Source organism: Rhodococcus sp. SBT000017 (assembly GCF_003688915.1).
Lineage (GTDB): Bacteria > Actinomycetota > Actinomycetes > Mycobacteriales > Mycobacteriaceae > Rhodococcoides.
Genome location: NZ_REFU01000001.1, coordinates 1,135,672 through 1,160,592, shown reverse-complemented (window position 1 = coordinate 1,160,592; position 24,921 = coordinate 1,135,672). Strand labels below are relative to the sequence as shown.

Annotated in this window: 22 protein-coding genes; 10 read left to right on the top strand and 12 right to left on the bottom strand. The window is 65.8% G+C overall.

What is annotated here, in order from left to right; all coding sequences use genetic code 11:
- Positions 1 to 30 precede the first annotated feature (30 nt).
- Both AYK61_RS05105 and AYK61_RS05100 read left to right on the top strand, forming a co-directional pair.
- Positions 31 to 693 (top strand): Pr6Pr family membrane protein, encoded by a 663-nt coding sequence (locus AYK61_RS05105; RefSeq protein ID WP_121870046.1) that lies wholly within the window; start codon positions 31 to 33, stop codon positions 691 to 693.
- Positions 694 to 707: 14 nt separating this feature from the next.
- Positions 708 to 1,958 (top strand): aspartate aminotransferase family protein, encoded by a 1,251-nt coding sequence (locus tag AYK61_RS05100; RefSeq protein ID WP_121872452.1) that lies wholly within the window; start codon positions 708 to 710, stop codon positions 1,956 to 1,958.
- On the opposite strand, the gene AYK61_RS05095 is transcribed toward AYK61_RS05100, so the two are convergent.
- On the bottom strand, positions 1,942 to 2,172 hold the full coding sequence (locus tag AYK61_RS05095) for a hypothetical protein (RefSeq protein ID WP_121870045.1): 231 nt from the start codon (positions 2,170 to 2,172) through the stop codon (positions 1,942 to 1,944). The two genes, AYK61_RS05100 and AYK61_RS05095, sit on opposite strands and share 17 nt — an antisense overlap.
- A 38-nt stretch (positions 2,173 to 2,210) precedes the next feature.
- Here AYK61_RS05095 and AYK61_RS05090 point away from each other — a divergent pair, with 38 nt between their 5' ends.
- Positions 2,211 to 2,885, top strand: coding sequence for a hypothetical protein (locus tag AYK61_RS05090; protein ID WP_121870044.1), 675 nt, complete (start codon positions 2,211 to 2,213; stop codon positions 2,883 to 2,885).
- Here AYK61_RS05090 and AYK61_RS05085 read toward each other — a convergent pair.
- The 3 genes from AYK61_RS05085 to AYK61_RS05075 all read right to left on the bottom strand — a co-directional run bounded on the left by AYK61_RS05085 (position 2,875) and on the right by AYK61_RS05075 (position 4,752).
- The gene (locus AYK61_RS05085) at positions 2,875 to 3,546 is read right to left on the bottom strand and encodes a PhzF family phenazine biosynthesis protein (RefSeq protein ID WP_121870043.1); all 672 of its coding nucleotides are present in this window, start codon (positions 3,544 to 3,546) and stop codon (positions 2,875 to 2,877) included. The genes AYK61_RS05090 and AYK61_RS05085 overlap by 11 nt on opposite strands.
- A gap of 77 nt (positions 3,547 to 3,623) precedes the next feature.
- The gene (locus AYK61_RS05080; protein WP_121870042.1) at positions 3,624 to 4,163 is read right to left on the bottom strand and encodes a carboxymuconolactone decarboxylase family protein; all 540 of its coding nucleotides are present in this window, start codon (positions 4,161 to 4,163) and stop codon (positions 3,624 to 3,626) included.
- 1 nt (position 4,164) lies between these two features.
- Complete coding sequence (locus tag AYK61_RS05075; protein ID WP_121870041.1) at positions 4,165 to 4,752, bottom strand: peroxiredoxin; 588 nt, start codon at positions 4,750 to 4,752, stop codon at positions 4,165 to 4,167.
- A gap of 154 nt (positions 4,753 to 4,906) precedes the next feature.
- Between AYK61_RS05075 and AYK61_RS05070 the strand changes: the two genes are divergently transcribed.
- Positions 4,907 to 5,845 carry a hydrogen peroxide-inducible genes activator gene (locus AYK61_RS05070; RefSeq protein ID WP_121870040.1) on the top strand — a complete coding sequence of 313 codons (939 nt, stop codon included), beginning with the start codon at positions 4,907 to 4,909 and terminating at the stop codon, positions 5,843 to 5,845.
- On the opposite strand, the gene AYK61_RS05065 is transcribed toward AYK61_RS05070, so the two are convergent.
- The 4 genes from AYK61_RS05065 to sthA all read right to left on the bottom strand — a co-directional run bounded on the left by AYK61_RS05065 (position 5,832) and on the right by sthA (position 12,226).
- Positions 5,832 to 8,348: an RNA helicase gene (locus AYK61_RS05065; RefSeq protein WP_121870039.1), complete on the bottom strand. Its 2,517-nt coding sequence runs from the start codon at positions 8,346 to 8,348 to the stop codon at positions 5,832 to 5,834. The genes AYK61_RS05070 and AYK61_RS05065 overlap by 14 nt on opposite strands.
- A gap of 70 nt (positions 8,349 to 8,418) precedes the next feature.
- A complete protein-coding gene (locus AYK61_RS05060) occupies positions 8,419 to 9,459 on the bottom strand; it encodes an alpha/beta fold hydrolase (protein WP_094615355.1) in 1,041 nt (346 codons plus the stop codon).
- 228 nt (positions 9,460 to 9,687) lie between these two features.
- Entirely contained in the window at positions 9,688 to 10,632 is a 945-nt protein-coding gene (locus tag AYK61_RS05055) for a proteasome assembly chaperone family protein (RefSeq protein ID WP_121870038.1), read from the bottom strand.
- A 178-nt stretch (positions 10,633 to 10,810) separates the two neighbouring features.
- Positions 10,811 to 12,226, bottom strand: coding sequence for a Si-specific NAD(P)(+) transhydrogenase (sthA, locus tag AYK61_RS05050; protein ID WP_121870037.1), 1,416 nt, complete (start codon positions 12,224 to 12,226; stop codon positions 10,811 to 10,813).
- Between the two features lie 164 nt (positions 12,227 to 12,390).
- Between sthA and AYK61_RS05045 the strand changes: the two genes are divergently transcribed.
- The 4 genes from AYK61_RS05045 to AYK61_RS05030 all read left to right on the top strand — a co-directional run bounded on the left by AYK61_RS05045 (position 12,391) and on the right by AYK61_RS05030 (position 16,195).
- Entirely contained in the window at positions 12,391 to 13,476 is a 1,086-nt protein-coding gene (locus AYK61_RS05045; protein ID WP_068050661.1) for an S-(hydroxymethyl)mycothiol dehydrogenase, read from the top strand.
- Positions 13,473 to 14,105 carry an MBL fold metallo-hydrolase gene (locus AYK61_RS05040; RefSeq protein WP_121870036.1) on the top strand — a complete coding sequence of 211 codons (633 nt, stop codon included), beginning with the start codon at positions 13,473 to 13,475 and terminating at the stop codon, positions 14,103 to 14,105. The genes AYK61_RS05045 and AYK61_RS05040 overlap by 4 nt, the downstream gene beginning before the upstream one ends.
- Positions 14,106 to 14,217: 112 nt before the next feature.
- Positions 14,218 to 14,928, top strand: coding sequence for a DUF5642 family protein (locus AYK61_RS05035; protein WP_121870035.1), 711 nt, complete (start codon positions 14,218 to 14,220; stop codon positions 14,926 to 14,928).
- A gap of 151 nt (positions 14,929 to 15,079) precedes the next feature.
- Entirely contained in the window at positions 15,080 to 16,195 is a 1,116-nt protein-coding gene (locus AYK61_RS05030) for a DUF4192 domain-containing protein (protein ID WP_183130161.1), read from the top strand.
- 39 nt (positions 16,196 to 16,234) lie between these two features.
- Here the strand turns inward: AYK61_RS05030 and galE are convergent, their stop codons facing one another.
- Together galE and AYK61_RS05020 are read right to left on the bottom strand one after the other, a co-directional pair.
- Positions 16,235 to 17,215: a UDP-glucose 4-epimerase GalE gene (gene galE / locus AYK61_RS05025; protein ID WP_121870033.1), complete on the bottom strand. Its 981-nt coding sequence runs from the start codon at positions 17,213 to 17,215 to the stop codon at positions 16,235 to 16,237.
- A gap of 46 nt (positions 17,216 to 17,261) precedes the next feature.
- Entirely contained in the window at positions 17,262 to 17,948 is a 687-nt protein-coding gene (locus tag AYK61_RS05020; protein WP_032397915.1) for a metal-dependent transcriptional regulator, read from the bottom strand.
- A 185-nt stretch (positions 17,949 to 18,133) separates the two neighbouring features.
- Between AYK61_RS05020 and AYK61_RS05015 the strand changes: the two genes are divergently transcribed.
- Complete coding sequence (locus tag AYK61_RS05015; protein ID WP_121870032.1) at positions 18,134 to 19,402, top strand: acetoin utilization protein AcuC; 1,269 nt, start codon at positions 18,134 to 18,136, stop codon at positions 19,400 to 19,402.
- 64 nt (positions 19,403 to 19,466) lie between these two features.
- A complete protein-coding gene (locus tag AYK61_RS05010; RefSeq protein ID WP_121872451.1) occupies positions 19,467 to 22,124 on the top strand; it encodes a bifunctional GNAT family N-acetyltransferase/acetate--CoA ligase family protein in 2,658 nt (885 codons plus the stop codon).
- Between the two features lie 127 nt (positions 22,125 to 22,251).
- Here AYK61_RS05010 and AYK61_RS05005 read toward each other — a convergent pair whose 3' ends face one another.
- Complete coding sequence (locus AYK61_RS05005; RefSeq protein WP_032377730.1) at positions 22,252 to 23,223, bottom strand: sigma-70 family RNA polymerase sigma factor; 972 nt, start codon at positions 23,221 to 23,223, stop codon at positions 22,252 to 22,254.
- Positions 23,224 to 23,401: 178 nt separating this feature from the next.
- Entirely contained in the window at positions 23,402 to 24,895 is a 1,494-nt protein-coding gene (locus AYK61_RS05000) for a class I SAM-dependent methyltransferase (RefSeq protein ID WP_121870031.1), read from the bottom strand.
- Positions 24,896 to 24,921: the final 26 nt, after the last annotated feature.

Here is a 24,921-nt window from a genome sequence, read left to right as displayed (position 1 = left end):
TGCAGGCCGTGACTGTGCCAGGATCGCCGCATGAGCATCTCGCAGGATGTGATCGGCCCAGCGCGCACTCCCGTACCGATCAGGACGTTGCGCGTGCTGTTCGCAGTGCTCACTGCCTCGGCACTGATCTCGATCGTCGTGGACGGTCTCGCGTCCCCGACGTTCTCGTTGGCCAACTATTTCAGCTACTTCACCGTCATGAGCAACGTGCTGACGGTGCTGGTGTTGACGGTTGGGGGTGTCATCGATCCACGGGCAGCACACTGGCAGCTCATCCGTGGTGCCGTCACCCTGTACATGGTCATCACCGGAATCATCTACGCAGTACTGCTGGCGAACATCGATGTGGGCGTGGCGGATCCGTGGACGAACAACGTGGTGCATCGCATCATGCCCGTCGTCCTGCTGATCGACTGGATCCTCACACCACCGCGACGGCAGATCTCGGAATCGCGCAGCCTGACATGGCTGCTGTTTCCGCTTCTCTACGGGATCTACACTCTCGTCCGTGGGCCCGTTGTCGATTGGTATCCCTACCCGTTTCTCGACCCACGGGTCCAGGGCTACCTCGCGCTCGTGATCGGCTTGCTGGTTCTCACCGTCGCCTTCGCGCTGATGGCTCTTGCGGTCGGTGCACTCGGGCGGATCGCCGGACGGTGGAGGTACGGATCGGGCTCGGCCGGATCCACGTGACTACTGTGTACCGCATGTCTTCTGCCACCGGAACCACACACTCTTCCGCGCTCTGGCACGGATTCGCCGATATGGGTGCCGTCACGGCCGGCGGCCCGTTCGTCGTCTCTCGCGGTGAAGGTGCCTACATCTACGACCACGCGGGCACCGAGTACCTCGACGCGACCGCGGGCCTGTGGTTCACCAATGTCGGCCACGGCCGTCGTGAGATCGCCGACGCCGTTGCGACGCAGTTGAGCTCGATCGCCCACTACTCGAACTTCGGTGACTTCGTACCCGAGACCACACTCGCGCTCGCCGATCGTCTCGCCGCGATCGCCCCGGTACCGGGCAGCAAGATCTTCTTCACCTCGGGTGGCTCGGACTCCATCGATACCGCCGCGAAACTCGCGCGGCGCTACTGGGTGGAAATGGGTCGACCGAGCAAGAAACTGATCGTCGGTCGGCAGAAGGCCTACCACGGGATGCACGTCGCGGGCACCGCGCTCGCCGGCATTCCGGTGAACAAGGAGCACTACGGCGAGCTCATGTCCGACGCCCGAACGGTGGCGTGGGACGACGCGAAGTCTCTGCTGGCGCTGATCGAGGAGGTCGGTGCCGAGAACGTGGCCGCATTCTTCTGCGAGCCCGTCATCGGTGCAGGCGGAATCTACCTCCCACCGGAGGGCTACCTGCGCGAGGTGCGGCAGATCTGCCGCGACAACGACGTACTGTTCGTCGCGGACGAGGTCGTCACCGGATTCGGCCGGATCGGCGGCAGCTGGTTCGCCTCCACCCGATTCGAGCTCGAACCGGACCTGATGACGACCGCCAAGGGCCTGACGTCCGGATACGTACCGATGGGTGCTGTGTTCATCGCCCCGACGATCGCCGAACCGTTCTTCGCGGGCGGCGTGTGGTGGCGGCACGGGTACACCTACGGTGGCCATGCCGGTGCGGCCGCGGCGGCGATGGCCAACCTCGACATCATCGAGCGCGAGGAACTGCTGTCACACTCGAAGCGCATCGAGGCGGCGTTGCACACCCACCTCGCGCCACTGGCCGCACACGAGCGGGTGTCGGAGATCCGCAGCGGAATCGGTGCGGTTGCCGCCGTGCAGCTCGCCGACCCGGCCGAGGCATTGCCCTTCGTCAAGACGCTTCGAGCGCACGGCGTTTCCAGCCGCGCGGCCGGTCAGGGTGCGATGCAGATCTCGCCGGCATTCGTCATGACGAACGCCGAGATCGAAGAGCTGGCCGCGCGAATCCTCAGCGCGCTCGGCTGAACCGGAGCCTGCTCAGCAGCTGCTTGCCGCGCGAGAGCGGGGGAGCAGCTGCCGGCTGCGGCTCGTCGGAGATGGCGGCGAAACGCCGGTGCAGCTGATCACGCACTTCCTCGGGCGCATACGAACGACGCTTGCGTTCGGAACGGACCACCAACGCCCCGGTGGCCGCGACACCGACCATCCCGGCGAGACCGAGGGCCTTCCACACGTTCATCCGGCCACCGTACCGTCACGAGATCTAGGGTGTGGACCATGAATCCGTCGCGAATCAGCCTCGATACCGCAGTCGAGGCCACCAGAACGGGCGACATCTGGATCTTCCGCGGACAGTCGAACGCCGATCGCGCTATCCAGGCACTGACCAACAGTCCCGTCAATCACGTCGGAATGGCCGTCGTGATCGACGACCTGCCGCCGCTGATGTGGCACGCCGAACTGGGAAAGTCGTTGCAGGACATGTGGAGCGGAAATTTTCAACGCGGCGTTCAGCTGCACGATCTGCGTGCGGCCGTCACCCAATGGGCCACGAAGTACGAACAGCGTTGTTGGTTGCGACAATTGGACGGATACCTGGGTCGTTCCGCAGGCTCCACTCCGTCCGTGACGACAGCGCAGGAAGACGCCCTGCTGCGCACCATCGCCCGCATGGACGGAACGGCCTTTCCGACCACTGCGGCGCTCGCCGGACGATGGTTCCGGGGCCGAGTCCCCACACTGCGTCGCAGCCGACGCGAGGGAGCCGCCCTCGAAACCGCCTACTGCGCCGAGGTGGTAGCCATGACCTACGACGCGATGGGTCTGCTCACCGGCAACAAGAAGGCCAACTGGTTCGACCCCGGCAAGTTCTGGAGCGGCGACCGGCTCCCGCTCGCCGACGGAGTTCGTCTGGGCGAGGAAATCGAAGTGGACGTACCCGTCACACGCTGATCGACGCGTCCGCCGCGGTGCGTCCGCCCAGTTCCACCCAGCCGTCGTCGAAGGTGGTGTGCAACCGAGATCCGGCTCCCTGCACGATGTTCAGACTCCGACCGAGTTCGCCGGTCAGCCGGACGGCGGCAGCACCGGTCGCCTCGTCCTCGGCGATACCCATCATCGGGGCGAACATGCGCGAGCGCAGTGCGCCGTGCTCTTCGTCGGTCCAGGCCCAGACGTAATGGTGCCCACTGTCGTACGCACTCGGGTCTGCTGCCGCCACCTCGGCCGCATCGTTGACCTGATGGAAGGTGAACTGCGGAGTCCAATCGGCGCGGGCGCGAACCCAGGTGTACTCGCCGTCGTAGCGGATGTTCAACGGTGCGGCGGGGACGGTGAGCACACCGACCGGATGTCCCTGCTCGCGCAGCCACCACGAGAGTCCGACAGTGGGATGCCCGGCGAAGGGCAGCTCCACGGCGGGGGTGTAGATGGTGGCCGACGCCGTACCGGACTCGGTTCGATCGACGAACACCGTCTCGCTGAAGCCGAGCTCGGTGGCGAACTGCTGCCTGTCCGCCTCCTCGACATCGCCTTCGGCCACGATGCCGAGGGGGTTGCCGAACCTACCGTCGGCATCGGTGAACACTCGGACGACGGACACGTCGGTAGCCATGCTCGGACGCTACCAAACGCCGAACGAGGGACCCGCGGCCGCGGATCCCTCGTTCGGTGAACAGATCGAGTCGAAGCTCAGACGGAGGCACCGTCGAGGATTCGGCCTGCTTCGATCGCCTGCGCAACACCCGCGACGATCGACGCGGCGCGGATGGCCTCGAAGATCGTCTCGCGGTCGACGCCCTCGGCACGCAGAGTCTTCTCGTGTGCCTCCAGGCAGTGGTTGCACCCGTTGACGGCCGACACCGCGAGCGACCACAGCTCGAAGTCGGCCTTGTCCACGCCGGGGTTGCCGATGATGTTCATGCGCAGGCCGGCGCGCAGATCGTCGTACTTACCGTCCAGGTATCCCTTGGTTCGGTAGAAGACGTTGTTCATGCCCATGATCGACGCGGCACCGAGTGCCGCGTTGTACGCCTCGGCCGACAGTGAATCGGCAGCGTCCTCGGCGATCTCCTTCAGCGTCGTTGCGGACTTCGACGCTGCGGCCACCGACAGCAGGGTGCCCCACAGCTGCTGCTCACTGAGCACCGTGGACCGGGCGATGGAACCGAGATTGAGCTTGAGGTCCTTGGCGTACTCGGGGACGGCGTTCTTGAGGTTGTCGATCGTCATGTCAGACGCTCGCCGTCAGCAGTTCGCCCGCGTCGATGGTGGGATCACCCTTCTTCCAGTTGCAGGCACACAGCTCGTCGGACTGCAGGGCGTCGAGAACTCGCAGGACCTCGTCCACGTTGCGGCCCACCGAGCCTGCCGTGACCGATACGAACTGGATCTCGTTGTTGGGGTCGACGATGAACGTGGCACGGTCGGCAACGCCGTCGGCGTTGAGAACGCCGGTGGCAGAAGCCAATTCGCGCTTGAGGTCCGACAGCATGGGGAAGGGAAGCGTCTTGAGCTCGTCGTGCTGTGCTCGCCACTGGAAGTGGACGAACTCGTTGTCGACCGACGCACCGAGAACCTGTGCATCGCGGTCCTCGAACTCCTCGTTCAGCTTGCCGAACGCGGCGATCTCGGTGGGGCAGACGAACGTGAAGTCCTTGGGCCAGAAGAAGACGATGCGCCACTTGCCTGCGTGATCGTCACTGGTGACGGTGGTGAAGTAGTCGTCGGGCTGCTGGGCGTTCACCTTGGACAGGTCTCCGCCGATGACGGCGGTCAGGTTGTATGAAGGGAACTGGTCGCCAATTGTCAACAGTGCCATGTGGTCTCCTCGTGTCGAATGATCGCGTCGGTTCCGTATGTGAGCAGTTGGGGTCGGTGGCGTGACTGCAGCCGTGCGAGCCCGGCCGACCGGTACGAGTGTGCCAAAAATGTTGTGAAAGGTAAACGTGATGAGTGGCACTACACTCATAGGCGTGACCGATCGAAGCTATCAGCCGACCCTGTCGCATCTGCGAGCCTTCGTAGCGATCGCGCGACATCGCCATTTCGGCACTGCAGCAACACAATCGAACATCAGCCAGCCGTCTCTGTCGCAGGCCCTGGCTGCGCTCGAGCAGGGGCTGGGGGTGCAGCTGGTCGAGCGCAGCACCCGCAGGGTGTTGCTGACGTCGGCCGGCAGTCAGTTGCTCGGTCGTGCCACTGCAGCACTCGAGGCCGTGGACGGATTGGTTGCTACCGCAGCAGGATTGGGCGGTCGTTTGACCGGTGGTATCCGGCTCGGAATCATTCCCACCGTGGCGCCGTACGTGCTTCCGGCAATGCTCCCGGCCGTGCGCGCCGAGTACCCCGATCTCGTGCCGAAGATAGTGGAAGATCACACCGCCCGACTGCTCGACGCACTCCGTTCCGGTGCACTCGACGTCGCCGTTCTCGCGCTGCCCTTCGCTGATCCGGGCTTGATCGAAGTACCCATGTACACAGAGGATTTCGTGCTCGCGCTCCCTGCCGAGCACGCCCTCGCGGGGCGTCGGGATCTGACGGTCACCGACCTCCGGGGCCTGCCTCTGCTCCTGCTCGACGAGGGGCACTGTCTGCGCGAGCAGACCCTGGACCTGTGCCGCTCGGTCGACATCGCGCCCGATGCGAGCGATACGCGGGCGACGTCGTTGACCACGGTGGTGCAGTGCGTTGCCGGAGGGCTCGGCCTGACGTTGCTGCCGCGCAGTGCCGTCGATGTCGAGGTCGCTCGTGCGGGCTTGTCCACCGCAGAGTTCGCGCACCCTGCTCCAGGCCGCACCATCGGTCTCGTGCACCGATCCACGAGTGCGCGCTCGGCCGAATACAGTGCGCTGGCAAGTCTTCTCGCCGCCGAGGTTCGCGCCGGCAACGCAGGTGGCCTCAGCCGGGCGTGATCACGATCTCGTCGAACACGATCTCGCCTGCCGCGTCGGACTCCGGCACATCGACGACGGCGTCGAGCGACCAGCCGTGGTCCCCGTCGGGGTCCTCCAACACCTGACGCACCGTCGTGGTTTCCGCACCGACGTTCAGGGTGAACAACGCGGGGCCGCGGGCCGATGGGCCGGTCCCGATCGAGCCGTACTCGGCGAAGAACGGTTCCAGTTCCGTCTCCCAGTCCGGGCCGTCGTCGAGTTCGTCGAGCGTATTCCACTGTCGGCGCGCCGCTAGGTCCACGCGGCGGAAGATCGCGTTGCGCGCGAGAATTCGGAAGGCCCGCGGGTTGGCCGAGATCGGACGTGGCACATCGGATCCGTACGCCTCCACGAGCGCTTCCGGCTCGGCACCGGGGTCGGTCAGGTTCTCCCACTCGTCGAGCAGGCTCGAATCCACCTGCCGGACGAGCTCGCCCAGCCACTCGGTGATGTCCTGTACCTCTTCGGTTCGAGACTCCGGCGGAACCGTCTGGCGCAGTGTGCGATAGGCGTCGGCGAGATAACGCAGGACGAGTCCCTCGGACCGCATCAAACCGTAGTGGCTGATCAATTCTGCGAACGTCATCGCGCGCTCGACCATGTCGCGCACCACGGACTTGGGTGACAGGCCGACCTCGGAGAGCCACGGGTGGGTGCCCCGATAGATCTCGAACGCCGGAACGAGCAGCTCTGCAAGAGGTTTCGGCCACGTGACCTCCTCGAGCAGCTCCATTCGCTCGTCGTACTCGATGCCGTCGGCCTTCATCTGCGACACCGCTTCGCCGCGCGCGGCGTGTTGCTGTGCCATCAGGATCTGACGCGGATCGTCGAGGGTCGATTCGATGATCGACACCACATCGAGTGCATGGGTCGGCGATTCGGCGTCGAGCAGATCGAAGGACGCGACCGCGAACGTCGACAGCGGCTGATTGAGCGCGAAATCCGGTTGCAGGTCCACCGTCAGTCGAGCATGTCGACCGTCGGGATCCGGCTCGTCGAGTTGCTCGACGATGCCCGCATCGACCAGACCGCGGTAGAGCGAGAGTGCCCGCAGAATGTGCTTGCGCTGAGCGGGCCGGGTCTCGTGATTGTCCTCGAGCAGGTGGCGCATGGCATGAAAGCAATTACCCGGCCGGGCAATGACATTGAGCAGCATGGCGTTGCTCACCGAGAATCGGGACGTGAGCGGCTCCGGGCTTGCGGCAATGATCCGCTCGAACGTCGGCTCGCCCCACGAGACGAAACCGTCGGGTGCCTTCTTGCGCTGCACGCGCTTGAGCTTCTTCGGATCGTCGCCTGCCTTTGCTACCAGACGCGCGTTCTCGATGTCGTGTTCGGGGGCCTCGACCACAACGGTGCCGAGGGTGTCGTAACCGGCGCGTCCCGCGCGGCCCGCGATCTGATGGAACTCGCGGGCCCGGAGCTTGCGAGTTCGAATGCCGTCGTACTTGGTCAGGCCGGTGAACAACACGGTACGAATGGGGACGTTGATTCCCACCCCCAACGTGTCCGTTCCACAGATCACCTTGAGCAGGCCGTCCTGCGCCAACTTCTCGACCAGCCGTCGATACTTGGGAAGCATGCCGGCGTGGTGCACCCCGATGCCGTGCCGAACCAGCCTCGACAGGGTCTTCCCGAAACCGGTGGTGAAGCGGAAGGCCCCGATGGCCTCGGCTATCTCGGCCTTCTCCTGCTTGGACGCGACGTTGACGCTCATCAGCGCCTGGGCTCGTTCGAGTGCCGCGGCCTGCGTGAAATGCACGACGTACACCGGCGCAAGATGCGTTTCCACCAGTTCTTCGATGGTCTCGCTGATCGGAGTGGTGACGTACGAGAACATCAGCGGAACCGGCCGTTCGGTGCCCGAGACGACGGTGGTCGTGCGTCCGGTACGTCGGGTCAGATCGTCCCGGAAGAACGAGACGTCGCCCAGCGTCGCAGACATCAACAGGAATTGCGCGTGCGGCAGCTCGATCAACGGCACCTGCCAGGCCCACCCTCGATCGGGCTCGGAGTAGTAGTGGAACTCGTCCATGATCACCTGGCCGATATCTGAGCCGGCACCCTGACGCAGGGCGAGGTTCGCGACGATCTCGGCGGTGGCGCAGATGATCGGTGCACCGGAATTGACCGACGCGTCGCCGGTCATCATGCCGACGTTCTGGGCACCGAAGATCTCGCACAGGGCGAAGAACTTCTCGCTGACGAGTGCCTTGATCGGCGCGGTGTAGAAGCTGCGAATGCCTGCGGCCATCGCCGCGTAATGGGCTCCGATGGCCACCATCGACTTACCCGATCCGGTCGGCGTCGCGAGGATGACGTTGGAGCCGGAGACCAGCTCGATGAGAGCTTCCTCCTGTGCGGGATACAGGGTCAGGCCGCGATCGGCAGTCCAAGTGGTGAAGGTGTCGAACAGGACGTCCGGATCCACGCCGTCGGACCGAGCGGCGGCGGCATCGGGAATCAGTTCGGTGAGAAGCACCCCTACAGGCTATGTGGGATCGACTGCCGGACCCGCATCGACACCGAGCGTCCGTGGCCGAGTCGACGCGTCAGGTGGCGCTGCGTTCGTCCGAGCCCATGGCTCCGAGCACCGCGAGGCGCGTACTCGCGCTGCCGGTGATCATGTCCTCGCCGACACCGGTGATGAGCAGGTTGCGCCACCGCACCTCGTCGAACGTCAACGACGGTGTGGAATCGATGAAGTCCTCCACGACCTGCAGGAAGCGCATCGGATCGTCTCGGAACGGGAAGTGTCCGGAATTCTCGAACACCTCCAACGTGGAACCGGGCATGGCCGAGTGAGCGAGGCGAGCATGGCTGACCGGAATCACCGAGTCCTGGTCACCCCAGACGAGCAGAACCGGCAGGTTCTCGGTCAGATAACACCGGTCCAGCATCGTGACCACCTGGCCGCGCCAGTCGACGACGGCGCGCAAGGTCCGCAGATACGCCTCGTACGTCGTCGGAGCCGGGAGCTCGCTCAGCACTCGGATCAGATCCGGAGTGTCGTGCAGAAGCGACCCGGGGCGCAGGGGAGAGCTGTGCAGTTTGCTCAGCAGGCCACCCGCCAATTTGACCGCGGGGATCGCGCCGGGCAGGCGGAGCAGTTTGACCGCTTCGCTGAGAAACGGCATGGACGCCAGTCGAAGAATGGGATGTACGTCCTTGGTGACGCCACCGGAGGACACGAGAGCCAACCTGTCGACCATGCCCGGGAACTGGTAAGCGAACTGCATGGCGACGCCGCCGCCCAGTGAGTGACCGACGACGGTGACGTGTTCGATACCCAGCACCGAGAGCAGGTCACGCATGCCGTTTGCGTACGCGGCGACGGAGTAGTCCGCACGCGGCTTGTCCGAGCGACCGTGCCCGAGCAGATCCGGCGCGATGACGGTGTAGTTCTTCGCGAGGTGCGGGATGACCTCGTTCCACGTCTCGGAGTTGTCGCCGATCCCGTGGATCAACAGCAACACCGGACCTTCACCGGCCATCCGGAATGCCCGCCGGTATCCGTGAATGGTCCGGAAGATCAGCCGTGGTTCTTCGTCGGGAACCGGGCGGAGCTTGCGACTGCGCGGATTGGTGCTCATCTGCGCCTCCTGAAATTCCCTGGTGCACCGCGCGCGGCGGCACAGTACGGCGACGCCGTGCACGAGTGTGTAGACGTACGTACCGGAGTACGTGTTGCTACGACTCTTGCACGAGATGACGCTCGGGGCAGAACATCGAGCGTATTTGCGGTTACAGGTATGTTTCGATCGGCCCGGGCTGTCCGATATGCCCGCCCGAGCGATCATCTTCTGTGACCACTCACACTGTTACTGCTCGGTGGTGCCGTCTCCCTCGTCGAGACCGGCCTGCTCGGCGAGGAAGCGCTCGAACTCGGCCCCGAGCTCGTCGCCGCTCGGCAGCGGCTCGTCACTGGCCAACAGCGTCGACTGCTGTTCCTGCGCGGCAACGTAGGTGTCGTACTGGCGCTCGAGTGCCTGCACCACCGACTGGACCTCTTCGTTTCCGGTGATGTGCTCGTTCACCTGCTCCCGAACCCGCGCCGCGGCTTCACCCAACGCCGCCAGGGGCAGATCCAACTCGGCGGCCTCGCCGACGTTCTCGAGCAGCGTTTCGGCTGCACCGGGGTAGTCCGTCTGGGCGAGGTAGTGCGGGACGTGCACCGAGAAGCCCATCGACTCGTGACCGTGCTGCGCCATCCGAAGCTCGAGCAGGGACGAGGCGCTGCCTGGCACCTGCAGGTCACCTGCCCAGCTGTTGCCTTCCTTGACCAGATCCTTGTCGCTGGCGTGGGCCGTCACACCGAGTGGCCGGGTGTGCGGAATGGCCATCGGGATCGAGCCGAGACCGATGGTCCTACGGACGCCGAGCTGTTCGGCGAGCAGGCGCACAGCGGTGGTGAACTTCTCCCACCGCAGATCCGGTTCCATACCGGCCAGCAACAGGAACGGGGTGCCGGTTCGATCCTTGACGGCATAGAGGTTCAGTTCGGGAGCGTCGTAGTCCGAGAAATGATCGGACTTGAACGTCATCGTCGGCCGACGGGACCGGTAGTCGATCAACTCGTCCACATCGAACGACGCGACCAGCTCCGATTCCAGGCTCTCGCGCAGATGAGTCGTGGCCAACTTCACCGCGTGACCTGCGTCGGAGAAGCCCTCCAGGCCGTGCACGAGGACGGGTCCGACGCCGTCGTTGGAGAAGATTTGTGGTGCCGGAAACTCCAGCTCGTACATCTTCGACTGTTCGGTCATGGCCTGGCCCCTTTCGGATCGACTCGTCGGTACCTCGACGCGAGATTCGAGCCAGAATACGCCGACCCTCGGCTCGCGCCGTGTACGCGCCGACGTCGAACGTGGCGAATCACTACTCGAGAAGAACAACCGGCCGCCCGCCGTTCATTCCCCGACAGTCGTTCGACCTGCCGTCCGGTCAGCGGTCGAAGTTGGCCAGCGCACGGATCTTGTTGGTGACATCGAGGGCTGCGACCTTGTATGCCTCGGACAGCGTCGGGTAGTTGAACACGGCATCGACGAGGTAGTCGACGGTGCCGCCGCACCCCATCACCGCCTGCCCGATGTGCACCAGATCCGTCGCACCCGACCCGAAGATGTGAACGCCGAGTATCGACCGGTCCTCGGTGGAGACGAGCAACTTCAACATCCCGTACGAGTCACCGGCGATCTGACCCCGAGCGAGTTCGCGGTACCTCGACACCCCGACCTCGTAGGGGATCGATCCCTTCGTCAGGTCGACCTCCGTGGCTCCGACGTACGAGACCTCGGGAATGGAGTAGATACCGATGGGCTGCACGTCGGTCAGCTTGGCGCTCGACTCGCCGAACGCGTGGTAAGCCGCCAACCGGCCCTGATCCATCGACGTCGCGGCCAACGCCGGAAACCCGATGACATCGCCGACCGCGTAGATGTGATCGACCTTGGTCTGGAAATGCTCGTCGACGAAGATGCGACCGCGCGCGTCGGCCTCGAGACCGGCGTTCTCGAGTTCGAGCGCCGTCGTCAGACCCTGGCGGCCGGCCGAGTACATCACCGTCTCCGCCGGGATCCTCTTGCCGCTGGCAAGCGTCGTCACCGTTCCGTTCGGGCCGACGTCGACCGCGGTCACCGCCTCCCCGAAGCGGAAGGTCACCGCGAGATCGCGGAGGTGAAATTGCAACGACTCGATGATCTCGCGATCGCAGAAGTCGAGCATCGAATCGCGCTTCTCGACGACGGTGACCTTCGTTCCCAGAGCAGCGAACATCGACGCGTACTCGATTCCGATGACACCGGCCCCGACCACGACCATCGACGCCGGAATGAACTCGAGGTTGAGGATTCCGTCCGAGTCGAGTACTCGATAGTCGTCGAACGCGATGTCGGCCGGACGGGCGGGAGCGGTGCCGGTGGCGATCACCACGTTGGCGGCCTTGACGGTGATGCGTTCGCCCCGCATCTCGTCCTCGATCACGATGGTGTGCGCGTCGAGGAACTTGCCGACACCGGTGATCAACTCGATGCGGTTGCGGAGCAGTTGCGAACGCACCACCTCGATCTCCTTGCCGATCACGTGCTGCGTTCGGGCCAGCAGATCGGCCGGAGTGATGTCGGCCTTCACCCGGTAGCTCGCCCCGTACAGCTCACGTTGATTCATGCCCGTGAGATACAGAACGGCCTCGCGCAGCGTCTTGGACGGAATGGTGCCGGTGTTGACGCAGACCCCGCCGAGCATGTGGCCCTTCTCCACGATCGCCACCCGCTTGCCGAGCTTCGCAGCCGCAATGGCCGCCTTCTGGCCACCGGGGCCGGAGCCGATGACCACCAGGTCGTACTCCATGGGTTCAGACATTCGTCATAGGTACCGCTCGCACGCAAAGACTGCGTGCCCACCCGGTCACAACCTTGTGAACTCCACGATTCGGTGCGTCGAACCCATGCAGATGTCGCCACGTGCTGATGCGTTGTGCGAGGCTGAACACAGCACGAAACACCCGATTTACAGTGGAGGAACACATGCCGCAGCAGGTCCGCGCCGTCGTCGCCAAGAGCAAGGGCGAGCCCGTCTCCATCGAGACGATCACCATCCCCGATCCCGGGCCCAACGAGGTCGTCGTGAAGATCCAGGCCTGCGGGGTGTGCCACACCGACCTGCACTATCGCGAAGGCGGCATCAACGACGAGTTCCCGTTCCTGCTCGGACACGAGGCAGCCGGAATCGTCGAGACCATCGGCGACCGCGTCGAGCACGTCGAGGTCGGAGACTTCGTCGTACTGAACTGGCGCGCCGTGTGCGGGGAATGTCGAGCCTGCAAGCGCGGCACCCCGTGGTACTGCTTCGACACCCACAACGCCGCCCAGAAGATGACCCTCGAGGACGGCACCGAGCTGACACCGGCTCTGGGCATCGGCGCATTCGCCGAGAAGACCCTGGTGCACGAGGGCCAGTGCACCAAGGTCGCCGCAGACGCCGATCCCGCCGTCGTCGGACTGCTCGGCTGTGGAGTGATGGCCGGGCTGGGCGCGGCAATGAACACCGGCAACGTCTCGCGCGGAGATTCGGTGGCCGTGATCGGCTGCGGCGGCGTCGGCGATGCCGCGATCGCCGGAGCACGCCTGGCCGGCGCATCGACGATCATCGCGGTCGACCGTGACCCGGGCAAGCTCGAATGGGCACTCGGCCTCGGAGCCACCCACACCGTCGACTCCTCGGTGGTGGACGCAGTGGAGGCCGTGCAGGAGCTGACCGGCGGGTTCGGTGCCGACGTGGTCATCGACGCCGTCGGTCGCCCGGAGACCTGGAAGCAGGCGTTCTACGCACGCGACCTCGCCGGAACCGTGGTGCTAGTCGGCGTACCGACACCCGAGATGACCCTCGAGATGCCGCTGATCGACTTCTTCTCACGCGGCGGATCGCTCAAATCCTCCTGGTACGGAGACTGCCTGCCCGAGCGAGACTTCCCGCAGTTGGTGGATCTGTACCAGCAGGGCCGTCTGCCGCTCGAGAAGTTCGTCACCGAGCGCATCACCATCGACGACGTCGAAGCCGCCTTCGAGAAGATGCATCAGGGCACTGTCCTGCGTTCGGTGGTGGTCCTGTGAGCGGGCAGTTCCGCGTCCAGAATGTCGTCACCTCGGGCACGTTCAGCCTCGACGGTGGTACCTGGGACGTCGACAACAACATCTGGCTGATCGGTGACGACGACGAGGTCGTGATCGTCGACGCAGCACATACCGCGGCCCCGATCGTCGACGCGGTCGCAGGCCGGACCGTCAAGGCCGTCATCTGCACCCACGGTCACAACGACCACGTGACCGTGGCACCCGAACTCTCGGACACACTCGACGCGCCGATTCTGCTGCATCCAGCCGACGATATGCTGTGGGAACAGACGCACCCGGGCGTCGGGCACTCGACCCTCGAAGACGGTCAGCGCATCACCGTGGCCGGAACCGACATCCTGGCACTGCACACCCCCGGGCATTCACCGGGATCGACGTGCCTGTACCTGCCCGAGGCGGGGGAGTTGTTCAGCGGCGACACCCTCTTCTCCGGCGGTCCGGGTGCCACCGGACGGTCGTACTCGGATTTCCCGACCATCATCGGGTCCATCCGTGATCGGCTCTTCGCGCTTCCTGTCGAGACCCGCGTCAACACCGGCCACGGTGACGGAACCCGCATCGGCGACGAGGCACCACACCTCGAGGAGTGGATCGCCCGCGGAAGCTGACTTCGCGACACTGCGGCGGGTCGCCTGCCGCGTTCGAGGTGGTCGGAATGAGACAGTGGTGGGACGCCGGAGCGTGTGCTGCGGCGTCCCACCGACCCGAAGAGGACGTCTTGTGAGCCCCGCCGCACGCAGAACCCCCCTGTCCATCGCCGCGACCTCGGCGGCGATCGCAGCTCTCGTGCTGGCCGGTTGCAGCTCCACCGTCACCGGCACTGCCGAGCCCAGCGCTGGTGCCGCCACCTCGTCGTCGCAGTCCGGCGTGGATCTGAACACGCTGCTGATCGACCCGTCCAGCTTCCCGGCACCGTACGACGCCCTGGTGCTGCCTCAGCAGGCGATCTCGCAAGCCGCACCCGATCTCAGCGGAATTCCTGCCGGTGCAGAAGTCAGCCCGGCAGGATGCAAGCCCGCCGACCAGGACTTCGGCCCGACGGGCACGGCCATGATCGTCGGCACCGACAACGACAGCCGATCCACCATCTCGATCGAGTTGACCGCAGTGGACGAACCGCTCTCGGCGCGCAAGGAGCAACTCGAAGAGTGCGGTGAGGTGACCGCAACCAAGTCCGGCGCGACCTCGACGGTGACCTCCACTCTGACCCCGGCCCCGCCCATCGATGCGGACGACACCTTGGCCGTCCGGCAGACAGTTGCATCGGGCGCAGGCGGCGACGCCGTCACCCAATCGATGCTGACGTTGATGGCCCAGATCGACGGAGTACGAGTGTCGGCCACGTTCATGTCGTTCGGCTCGGGCACGCCCGATGCGATGACCCTCGACGAGTTGTTCACCGCGGCAGTCCAGAAGGTCGGCCAGAGCTGACGGAGCCCTAGCAGACGGCACCGACACGAATCGTTCGTCCCCAGCTCCGGCGATGCGATTCATCCACAACACGGCAGTTCTCCACAGGGCAGTACGAAAGCCCAGGTCGAGACTCGGTCGGTCGTCGGGACCCCGGCCAGGATTCTCCGGTATGTACACACCGACGAACTCACACGACAACTTCGACTCCCGCCATCGCGTTCGCCTCGGCCACGCGAGCGACCTGATGGCAGCCGTGCCGGCCATGCTCGGGTTCCACCCGCATCGATCGATGGTGCTCATCGCGGTCAAGGACGGCGGTGCCTGCGTCGGACCGACGATGCGTCACGACCTCGTCCTGGCAGGCGAACACATCGATCGGCGCGCAGGCGGTCACACCCGCGCGACCCCGGAGATGCTCGACGTCATCGGCTACCTGGCCGGCTACTGCGCGATGGAGAACATCCCGGCAGTCATGGCGGTGTTCGTCGACGACAGGCTCGATCGAACCGTCAGAACACCGCATCTGCTCGACGTCGAAGCGCTGGTGATCGAACTCGACGCCACACTCGCATCGTTCGGAGTGCAGCTCGGCGAGGCCCTCGCGGCGTCGGAGATCGCCGATTCCGCCGAGTGGTGGACGTTGCGCGGACCGCAGCGGCACGGCGTGATATCCGATCCGTCGGCGTCGCCGATGACCGTTGCCCGCGTGCTCGACGGCTACTCCGTCCGACGGTCCAGGCGCGAGCTGGCCGAGACCATCGCGCCGGGCCCCGACGCGACCGTGCGGGCCGTGGCCGCCGAGATGTCGCGCCGACGACGCGACGGCGGCCGGTCTCGTACCGACGACTTGACGTCGGTGCTGTCGTACGTCGCACGGGGACCGTACGACACCGAATTGGACCCGACCGACATCGCTCGGATCGCACTCGCGATCGGCCACGTCCAGGTGCGTGACGCACTGCTGGCGTTGACCCTCGGCGACGACGCGGGATTCGTCGAAGAGTTCTGGGCGAGGATGTGCCGCGTCCTGCCGAAGGTCGAACGCGCCATCGCCGCAACACTTCTGGCCTTCAGCGCGTACGTGCGCGGAGACGGGCCGATGGCCCGTATCGCGATCGATGCGGCACTGGAAGCCGACGAGACCTACTCACTGGCGCGACTGCTGGACAGATCGCTCAGCGCAGGCGCAGGTCCCGAACTCGTTCGCGAAGTGGCCGAGAGCGGCTTCGCATGTGCGCGCGCCTGCGGAGTTCGGTTGCCCGGCGACCCGTTCGGTCGACGATGACGGCAGTCGGGCACATCGACGATCGGCCGGCGACGCGGGTCAGCGCGCTGCGTGCGACCGATCGCCGAGCTGCTGCAGGAAGGTCCACGCATCGGCCACGATCCGATCGAGATCGGTCAGCTCCGGCGTCCATTTCAGCTCCTCGACCGCACGTGCGCTCGAGGCGATCAGGACGGCAGGATCACCGGCACGACGGGGAGCATGTTCGACGGCGATGGGCAGGCCCGTGACGCGCTCGCAGGACGAGATGACCTCGTGTACGGAGAATCCGGTGCCGCTGCCGAGGTTGTAGATGGTGTGCTCACCCGGTTCTGCCGCATCGACGGCGAGAATGTGCGCCTCGGCGAGGTCGGCGACGTGGATGTAGTCGCGAACAGCCGTACCGTCCGGAGTGGGCCAGTCGGTGCCGAACACAGAGATCTTCTCGCGCTGCCCCAGAGCGACCTGAAGCACGAGCGGAATCAGGTGGGTCTCCACGACGCGATTCTCGCCGAAACCGTTGTAGGCACCGGCGACGTTGAAGTACCGCAGGCTGGTGGCGGCGAGGCCGTAGGCCGCGGCGTACGACGTGATCGCGTGATCGATCGCGAGTTTGGTGGCACCGTAGGGATTGGTGGGGCGGGTGGGTGCGTCCTCGGTGATGGGAGTCTTCTCGGGCTCGCCGTACGTGGCGGCTGTCGAGGAGAACACCAGCTTCGCGGTGCCGGATGCTCGGATGGCATCGAGCAACGCCAGCGAGGTGACGACGTTCCCGCTCCAGTACTTGTCCGGCGAGACCACCGACTCGCCCACGAGAGATTGCGCGGCGAAGTGCAGGACGGCGTCGAATCCGCCGCCGATCAGCACGTCTGCGGCAACATCCTTGATGTCACCTTCGACGAACGTGGCACCGCCGGGCACTGCGTCCCGGTTACCGGTGGACAGGTTGTCCACGACCACGACCTCGTGACCGCGCTCGACGAGCACGGCCGCGCAGACGCTGCCGACGTACCCCGCACCACCGGTAACCAGAAGCTTCACTGTTCGTTCTCCCTCACACACGTCGAACGCCGTCGTCGGTGTGAGGTCAGACCTTCTTCACCTGGACGGCGTGCGCCATTTCCTCGGATATGTCGACACCACTGTGTCCTGGCACCGTGATCGTGATCGATCCGGGCTTGGCCTCGACTGTAACGCGAGCATCGGGGACCACGCCCGCTTCGCGGAGCTGAGCGATCACCTCGGGGTCGGACTGAACGTGCTCGGCGAGACGACGCACCACGACTGCTGTCGGCTGGCCGACCGGAACATCGGTGAGGCGGATGAGAGCCTCCGGTGCCAGAGTCGACTGGCCGAGACCGAGTTCGGCCAACCCTGGGATCGGGTTGCCGTACGGCGAGGTCGTCGGGTTGTTCAGTACGGTGACCAAACGACGCTCGACCTCCTCGCTCATCACGTGCTCCCAACGGCACGCCTCGGCGTGAACGTCTTCCCATCGCAGACCGATGATGTCCACGAGCAGACGCTCCGCCAAACGGTGCTTGCGCATGACCGCAACCGCCAGACTGCGGCCCTTCTCGGTCAGCTCGAGGTGCCGATCGCCTGCGACGGACAACAGCCCGTCGCGCTCCATCCGAGCAACGGTTTGGCTGACGGTGGGACCACTTTGTTCGAGCCGTTCGGCGATTCGCGCGCGGAGCGGAATCACGCCCTCTTCTTCCAAATCGTAGATCGTCCGGAGGTACATCTCCGTGGTGTCGACCAGATCCTTCACACTCAACCCCTTCGTCGGGCTCGATCCTACCGTCAGCGCCCAGAAATAGGCGCTGCACCCAGTCGTAGCGGGCGCGGCGCACCACAACTGTGGACGTCGTTTCCCATGGCTTCTCACAAGGGGGCTCTCGGGACAACACCGGAACCCGGCAACACCATCCCGCCCGACAACGTAGTTTTGTCCCTATGTCTGATCAGGCGACACGCGCCGCCGCGTCCATCCCGAACCGCCCCGAGGACATCGTCGTGTGGAGTACGGACTACCTCGGCTACCGGTGGAGCGACGACCACCCGATGAACCCGACTCGACTCGATCTGACGATGGCGCTCGCCACCGACATCGGCCTGCTAGAGGGCGTCGAATTGGTCGAGCCGTCCGCTGCACCGGATTCCGAACTGCTCCGGTTTCACACCAGCGCGTACATCGAGGCCGTCAAACAGGCACCGTCGCAGGGCCCGGCCCTGCGCGATCCCGACGACGTCGTCCACGGACTCGGTTCCGACGACAACCCGGTGTTTCCGCAGATGCACGAGGCGAGCGCCATGCTCGCCGGCGGCTCGCTGGCCGCCGCCCGCGAAATCGCGTCGGGTCGTGCTCGACGCGCGGTGAGCATCGGTGGCGGCATGCACCACGCGATGGCCGACTGGGCCTCGGGCTTCTGCGTCTACAACGACGCCGCTATCGCCATTTCGTGGTTGCTGGACAACGGGTTCGACCGAATCGCCTACATCGACGTCGACGCTCACCACGGGGACGGCGTTCAAGCGGCATTTCTCGGTGACCCGAGAGTGCTCACCGTCTCGCTGCACCAACATCCGGCGACGCTGTGGCCGAACACCGGATGGTCGACCGAGGTGGGAACCGAACGTGGTGAGGGAACCTCGATCAACGTTCCGTTGCTGCCCGGCACCGCGGACCGGTTGTGGCTGCGAGCGTTCCACGCGATCGTGCCGGGCGCGATCGGCGCGTTCAATCCCCAGATCATCGTCAGTCAATGCGGTGTCGACAGCCACCGCGAAGATCCCCTCGCAGATCTCGCCCTGACCGTCGACGGCCAGAACGCGGCATTCCTGGCCATGCGTGATCTGGCGGACAAGCATTCCGAAGGTCGGTGGTTGGCCGTCGGCGGTGGCGGGTACGGCCTGGTGCGAGTCGTTCCACGGTCCTGGACGCACCTCATCGCTGCCGCGCTCGGCCGCGACATCGACCCGATGTCGGCGCTGCCGGACACGTGGCGCGAGCGGGTACGGACCATGGCACCGAGTGTCGACCTGCCGCAGACCATGGGTGACGGGGGAGACGTCGACTACCCCGCCTGGGACGGACCCGGTGGATCTCTCGCCGGTACCGACGGCACCGACAGGGCGCTCGAACGCGTCGACTCGGCGATCATCGCCACCCGTCGAGCAGTGTTTCCACTGCTCGGACTCGATCCGGAGGACCCGCGTGACTGATCAGACCGACAGCCCCTCGGCCGAGGAGCCGGCCGTTGCGGCGTCGGACCCGAGCGACAAGGACCTGGCCCGAGAGCGAGCGGAGACAACTTTTCCGCGACACTGGGTTGCCGACGTCCTGACCTCCGACGGTGGTGTGGTGCACCTGCGTCCCATCGTCCCGTCGGACTCCGAGCGCATCGTCGCCTTCCACGGCCGGCTGTCCGAGCGGACGAGATACCTGCGATATTTCGGTCCCTACCCCACGATGCCCCAGCGCGACGTCCTCAACTTCACCACGGTCGATCACCACGACCGGGTGGCGTTCGTCGCAGTGCTCGGTGACGACATCATCGCGGTCGGCCGATACGAACGACTGCCCGAGGGCGACGGTAATTCCGCCGAGGTGGCCTTCGTCGTCGCCGACGCGCATCAGGGCCGCGGGCTGGGTCCGATCCTGCTCGAACACCTCGCGGGAGCGGCCGCCGAGAACGGGGTGAACATGTTCGTCGCCGAGGTGCTCGCCGAGAACCGGAACATGGTCACCGTCTTCCGTGAAGCGGGTTATCAGGTCAGCAGGTCCTTCGAGGGGGGAGTGCTGCGACTGGAGTTCGCCATCGACCCGAGCGAAGCTCTGCTCTCGGTGCGCAATTCGCGTGAGCGTGCCGCCGAGGCCCGCAGTGTGCGCAACGTGCTCAGCCCACGATCGGTGGCCGTGATCGGAGCATCGACCGACAGCTCGAAAGTGGGCAACGCCGTTCTCGCGAATCTCCTGGCGGGCAACTTCACCGGCCCCGTCTATCCCGTCAACGCCGACCATCGTTCGGTCCGCGGGGTCCGCGCCTACGCCACGGTGCACGACATCCCCGATCCGGTCGATCTGGCGATAGCAGCGGTACCGGCCGATGCGATCGACGCCGTGCTCGACGACTGCCTCGACAAGGGCGTCAAAGCGTTGCTGGTGGTCTCGGGTGGATTCGGCGAGACCGGACCCGCGGGCCAGGAGAGCGAGCGCAGGCTGGTGCTCGCCGCGAGGGCGCACGGAATGCGGTTGATCGGGCCCAACGCGCTCGGTGTGGCGAACACCGATCCCGAGTTCGGCCTGAACGCCACGCTGGCTCCGCATCTGCCCACTCCGGGCAACGTGGGGTTCTTCTGTCAGTCCGGTGCTCTCGGTATCGCGATTCTGGACGAGGCCGCCAACCGCAGGCTGGGACTGTCGACGTTCGTCTCGGCCGGAAACCGCGCCGATGTGTCCGGAAACGACCTACTGCAGTACTGGGATTCGGACCCGGCCACCGAGGTGATCCTGCTGTACCTCGAGAGCTTCGGTAATCCCAGGAAGTTCACCAGGATCGCCCGACGGGTCGCGCGCACCAAGCCCATCATCGCGGTCAAGAGCGGTCGCGGGGCCGTGCCGCCCGCACACGCGATCGGTGCCGACATCGACGACTCGATCGTGCGCGCACTGTTCGCGCAGGCCGGAGTCATCCAGGTCGACACCATCTCCGAACTGTTCGACTGCGCCGTCCTGTTCGGAAATCAGCCTCTTCCGGTCGGCCCGCGGGTTGCCGTGGTGGGAAATTCGACGGCTCTGGGTGTGCTGGCAGTGGACGCTGCGCGAGCCAAGGGCCTGCACGCGAGCAATCCGACCGATGTCGGTCCGCAGGCGGGCCCCGAGGAGTTCGCCGCGGCCGTGTCGTCGGCATTGGCCGCATCCGACATCGACGCGGTCATCGTCGTGTTCGTTCCACCGGTAGCGGTGGAGGTCGAACCGTTCGCGGCCGCGCTCGGCAACGCCGTCCGTGGATCCGACAAGCCCGTACTCTCGACGTTCCTCGCCACCGAGGGCATTCCGGACGTCCTCGCGGTCCGCGGACCGGGTGGACACCCCGTGCGTGGATCGGTGCCGTCGTACTCGAGTCCGGAGCGGGCCGTTGCGGCGCTGGCTGCTGCGTGGCGGTACTCGTCGTGGCGTTCGCGGCCGGTGTCGAATCTCGTCCGGCCCAAGAGCATCGACTCCGAACGTGCCAAGCAGCTGGTCGAGGGATGGCGGTCGGCGGGCAGTCACGGACGCTGGCTCTCGGATTTCGAGACCGCAGAACTGCTGAGCTGCTACGGCCTCGACGTCGTGGCCTTTCGGACCGTGACCGACGAGGACGAGGCTGTCGCGGCAGCAGACGAACTGGGATACCCGGTGGCGGTCAAGGCCACCGGGGAGCGGCGGCGGCACCGGCCGGATCTCGGTGGAGTGCGCCTGGACATGGCCGACGCCTCCGCGGTGCGGGTGGCGTATCGGAATTTGGCGGCTGCCTCGGGCGAGCCGCTGTTGCACGTCCAGCGCATGGCGGTCAAGGGAATCGGCTGCGTCGTACGCGTTCAGGACGACCCGTCTTTCGGATCACTCATCTCGTTCGGTCTGGCCGGGGTGATCTCGGATCTGTTGGGCGATCGTGCGTATCGAGTGCTGCCACTGACCGAGGACGAGGCCGCGCAACTGATCGACGCACCGAAGGCGGCTCCGCTGCTGTCCGGATATCGCAATGCGGTGCCCGTCAACAAGAAAGCCCTGATCGACCTCGTTCAGCGAATTTCTGCGCTGGCAGAAGACATCGCCGACATTCGCGAGATCTCGTGTGAGCCGGTTCTGGCGTCCGCCGACGGCGCACAGATCACCGACGCCCGGGTGCGCATCGGGCCCGAGCCCACCAAAGCCGATCTGGGGCCGCGCCGCCTGCGCTGAACGGACGGGCCACGAAAAAGCGGCAGCCGAGTCGACGTTCCGAGGGGGAGAGAACGTCGGCTCGGCTACCGCGTGAGGCGGCGCGAACGGGGATGGTCACCGTCGCTCCACCCGGTCGGGGCTGTGCTCAGCTGGCGTACGACCGCAGCTTCTCGGCGCGGTCGCCCTGCCGAAGCTTGACCATCACCTCGCGCTCGATCTGACGGACACGCTCACGGGAGAGACCGAAGAGCTTGCCGATCTGATCGAGGGTGCGGGGCTGTCCGTCGTCCAGGCCGTAGCGGAGACGAATGACCTGCTGCTCCCGTTCGTCGAGAGTGCCGAGAACGACACGGACGTCGCTGTGCAGCAGTCCGGCGATGACGGCGTTCTCGGCGGACGTCGCCTCGGAATCCTCGATGAAGTCGCCGAGAGGTGCTTCCTCGTCGCTGCCGACCGGCATGTCCAGGCTGACCGGGTCGCGGCTGTGGTCGAGCAGATCCGCGATCTTCTCCACCGCGATACCCGATTCGCTCGACAGCTCTTCGTCCGTTGCCTCGCGGCCGAGCTGCTGATGCAGCTCACGCTTGATCCTGGCCAGCTTGTTGACCTGTTCGACCAGGTGGACGGGCAGCCGGATCGTGCGGCTCTGATCTGCCATACCGCGGGTGATGGCCTGACGAATCCACCACGTCGCGTACGTCGAGAACTTGAAGCCCTTGGCGTAGTCGAACTTCTCCATCGCGCGGATGAGCCCGAGGTTGCCCTCCTGGATCAGGTCGAGCAGGGGCATACCGCGGCCGGTGTAGCGCTTGGCGAGAGACACGACCAGGCGAAGGTTCGCTTCGAGCAGGTGGCTGCGTGCAGCACTGCCGTCACGAACGATGATGGCGAGGTTGCGCTTCTTGACCGCGCTCAGTCGCTTCGTGTTCTCGAGAACCTGCTTCGCGTAGAGACCAGCCTCGATCCGCTTGGCCAGATCGACTTCTTCGGCAGCCGTCAGCAACGCGGTGCGGCCGATGCCGTTGAGGTACACGCGAACGAGATCGGCTGCTGGGCTCTGGGCGTCCAGATCGGCATCGGTGGGCCGCGGACGAATCGTGGTGCTGGGGCTGGTCATGACTTGCCTCCTGGTCGGTGGTGTCTCACAGGGTTCAACGCTCGGGAGACTCCGATAAGTTCCCACGCCGATCCTGTAGATACCCGTGTGACCAGGGATTACGTCATGTTCGTCCTGAGAAGTTGCTGAGAAGTGAAGTCGCCGGGAACGGTCGCTCTCCCGGGGCGGTGTCGGGGACTCATCGAGCCGGCAGAACCAAGCCGTGCCGGACGAGCCCCTGCATCATCGTCACCGCATGCACTGCCAGTTCCTCGGCGTCCTCGTCGTGCGCAGCAGCGAGCAACTCCACCAGTTCGCCGACCGGTAGGCCATCGGGTCGAAGCCCGGCGAGCAGAGCCGCACCGAGTTCGTCGACGTCGTGTTGCCACTGCGGGCCGTTCCCGCGATGGACCCGCACCGCCACCGGAGCCCAGCCCTCCTCGCCGGGAAGGTAGATGCGTTCGAGTGCGGTGTTCGGGTCGAGAGTGAGTACCGAGTCGAGGATGTCGTGCTCCCGCAGCCAGTCCAGCCGCGCGAAGTACTCGATCGATTCGTTGCCCAGCGGGTCGGAGAAGCCGTGCGTGAGCTCCTCGGCAAGCAGCTCGGTCGGCGCATCCGTTCGGCGGAGATAGACGAACCCGAAGCCGATTCCCTCGACATCGGCGGCGGCGAAGTGGTCGAGCCAGGACTGTGCCACCGCGGCCGCGTCGGGATCGCGGGGATCGAGTCCGCCGTCACGCATCCAGGTGCCCACGTAGAGCGCGGGATCGGCGACGTCACGCTCGACGACCCAGGCGTCGATTCCGTGCGCGGGCAGCCACGACGCCACCCGCGCACGCCAGTCCTCACCGCGGACGTGCACCCATGACGCCAGGATGGCCGCGGTACCGCCGAGCGTCAGGTGATCCGGGGCCCCGCCGATCATCAGAGCGCTCGCTCCGTCGAGGTCGAGGCCGGAATCGCGGTACGAGTGCTGCACTTCGGCGCGGCCGACGACGAACGGCGGGTTGGCGACGATGCGATCGAATCGACGCCCGGCGACGGGCTCGAACCACGAACCGTGCAGCAACTCGACGTCGAGCCCGTTGAGCGCCATCGTCGCGGCAGCGAGGTCCATCGATCGCGGACTGATGTCGGTCGCGGTCACCTGCTCCGCATAGCCGCAGGCGTGCACGGCCTGGACGCCGCAGCCGGTACCGACGTCGAGAACGCTTGTCGCCGGGGACGTGGGCGTTCCGCGCAGCAGCGACAACGAGGCCTGCCCGACGCCGAGCACGTGGTCGGGAGCGGTCTCGGCGGCGCGCATGCTGCCGTCCGGATCCGAGACGATCCACCGAGTTCCGTTTCCGGCGTCGAGCGGTCGAATATCGAGCAGCGTCCGCACTGTCGATCCGGAGCGGGTGAGAATCCCGGCTGCGACGGCGTCGGCAACCGTCAGTGGTGCGATGGCGTCGGCGACGTCGGACTCGGGGCAGTCGTCGACGAGCAGGAACAGGCGCACCAGAACACCCAGCGCACCACCGTCCCGGCTCGCGTTGCGTACCGGCACCGGCTCGCTGCGACCGAGGGCAGCGTGGGCGTCGTAGCCGAGCAGCGTCAGTACGCCGTCGGCGTCGTACCCCGCCCGCTCGAAGGCCTCACGTAGATCGGAGCAGGCGACGACGAGCGGGGACGTGGAATTCGGTGCAGTCACGACGCAAGTGTCGCATCGGCGATGGC

Bases quoted from the DNA above. Each gene is read 5' to 3' on its own strand.
- AYK61_RS05090 (WP_121870044.1), top strand. From the start codon at position 2,211: ATGAATCCGTCGCGAATCAGCCTCGATACCGCAGTCGAGGCCACCAGA.
- AYK61_RS05085 (WP_121870043.1), bottom strand. From the start codon at position 3,546: ATGGCTACCGACGTGTCCGTCGTCCGAGTGTTCACCGATGCCGACGGT.
- AYK61_RS05060 (WP_094615355.1), bottom strand. From the start codon at position 9,459: ATGAGCACCAATCCGCGCAGTCGCAAGCTCCGCCCGGTTCCCGACGAA.
- AYK61_RS05105 (WP_121870046.1), top strand. From the start codon at position 31: ATGAGCATCTCGCAGGATGTGATCGGCCCAGCGCGCACTCCCGTACCG.
- AYK61_RS05095 (WP_121870045.1), bottom strand. From the start codon at position 2,172: ATGAACGTGTGGAAGGCCCTCGGTCTCGCCGGGATGGTCGGTGTCGCG.
- AYK61_RS05080 (WP_121870042.1), bottom strand. From the start codon at position 4,163: ATGACGATCGACAACCTCAAGAACGCCGTCCCCGAGTACGCCAAGGAC.
- AYK61_RS05045 (WP_068050661.1), top strand. From the start codon at position 12,391: ATGCCGCAGCAGGTCCGCGCCGTCGTCGCCAAGAGCAAGGGCGAGCCC.
- sthA (WP_121870037.1), bottom strand. From the start codon at position 12,226: ATGTCTGAACCCATGGAGTACGACCTGGTGGTCATCGGCTCCGGCCCC.
- AYK61_RS05005 (WP_032377730.1), bottom strand. From the start codon at position 23,223: ATGACCAGCCCCAGCACCACGATTCGTCCGCGGCCCACCGATGCCGAT.
- AYK61_RS05075 (WP_121870041.1), bottom strand. From the start codon at position 4,752: ATGGCACTGTTGACAATTGGCGACCAGTTCCCTTCATACAACCTGACC.
- AYK61_RS05055 (WP_121870038.1), bottom strand. From the start codon at position 10,632: ATGACCGAACAGTCGAAGATGTACGAGCTGGAGTTTCCGGCACCACAA.
- AYK61_RS05015 (WP_121870032.1), top strand. From the start codon at position 18,134: ATGTCTGATCAGGCGACACGCGCCGCCGCGTCCATCCCGAACCGCCCC.
- AYK61_RS05100 (WP_121872452.1), top strand. From the start codon at position 708: ATGTCTTCTGCCACCGGAACCACACACTCTTCCGCGCTCTGGCACGGA.
- AYK61_RS05030 (WP_183130161.1), top strand. From the start codon at position 15,080: ATGTACACACCGACGAACTCACACGACAACTTCGACTCCCGCCATCGC.